This is a genomic window from Parachitinimonas caeni (genome assembly GCF_030129945.1).
Lineage (GTDB): Bacteria > Pseudomonadota > Gammaproteobacteria > Burkholderiales > Chitinimonadaceae > Parachitinimonas > Parachitinimonas caeni.
This window is the reverse complement of the sequence record NZ_JARRAF010000160.1, coordinates 1-612: the sequence shown is the minus strand read 5'-3', so window position 1 is coordinate 612 and position 612 is coordinate 1. Positions and strand designations below refer to the sequence as shown.

Annotated in this window: 1 protein-coding gene; it reads left to right on the top strand. The window is 64.9% G+C overall.

All coding sequences use genetic code 11. The annotated features are described in order from the left end of the window. Positions 1–612, top strand: a 612-nt coding sequence (locus PZA18_RS25790; RefSeq protein ID WP_284103435.1) for a CARDB domain-containing protein, incomplete at both ends; no start/stop codon positions are given.

The window sequence follows — 612 nt, the reverse complement described above, 5'->3', positions numbered from 1 at the left end:
GGGTGGAAGGGCCTTATTACGTCTATGTGATCACCGATGCGGCGCATGCCGAGGGCAGTCTGGCGCCGACGCGCGAGAGCGAGCCCGTAGCGGCCCGTGAAGCCAGCGCGGGCGACAATGCCGACGCGCGCGACCGCTTGTACCGGACCTCGGTGTATGAAGGCACGCGCCACGACAACAATATCGGCATGGCCAGCCTGCAGGTGGTGTACCGCGAACCTGATCTGCAGGTCGACCAGATCGAGATCGACCAGCCGCACCCGCAATCGGGCCAGACCGTCACCGTCAGCTGGACCGTCAGCAACCGCGGCAACCGGGCGACCCGGCTGGCGGACTGGTACGACGGCGTGTTCCTGTCGAAGGATGCCTCGCTCGATGACAGCGACTATGCGCTGGTCGATCGCGGCACCGATCTGGAAAAATTCCTGCACATCCGCGCCACCCATCTGACCGACGACTTCGACCTGCCGCGTTATCTGAAGCCGGGCGAGTCGTATACCAACCGGGCCACCTTCGTGCTGCCGAGCGCGATCGAAGGCGACTTCCACCTGATCGTCAAGGCCGACACCGATATCGCCCGTGACATCGACCCGCTGCGGATCAAGCCGGCCA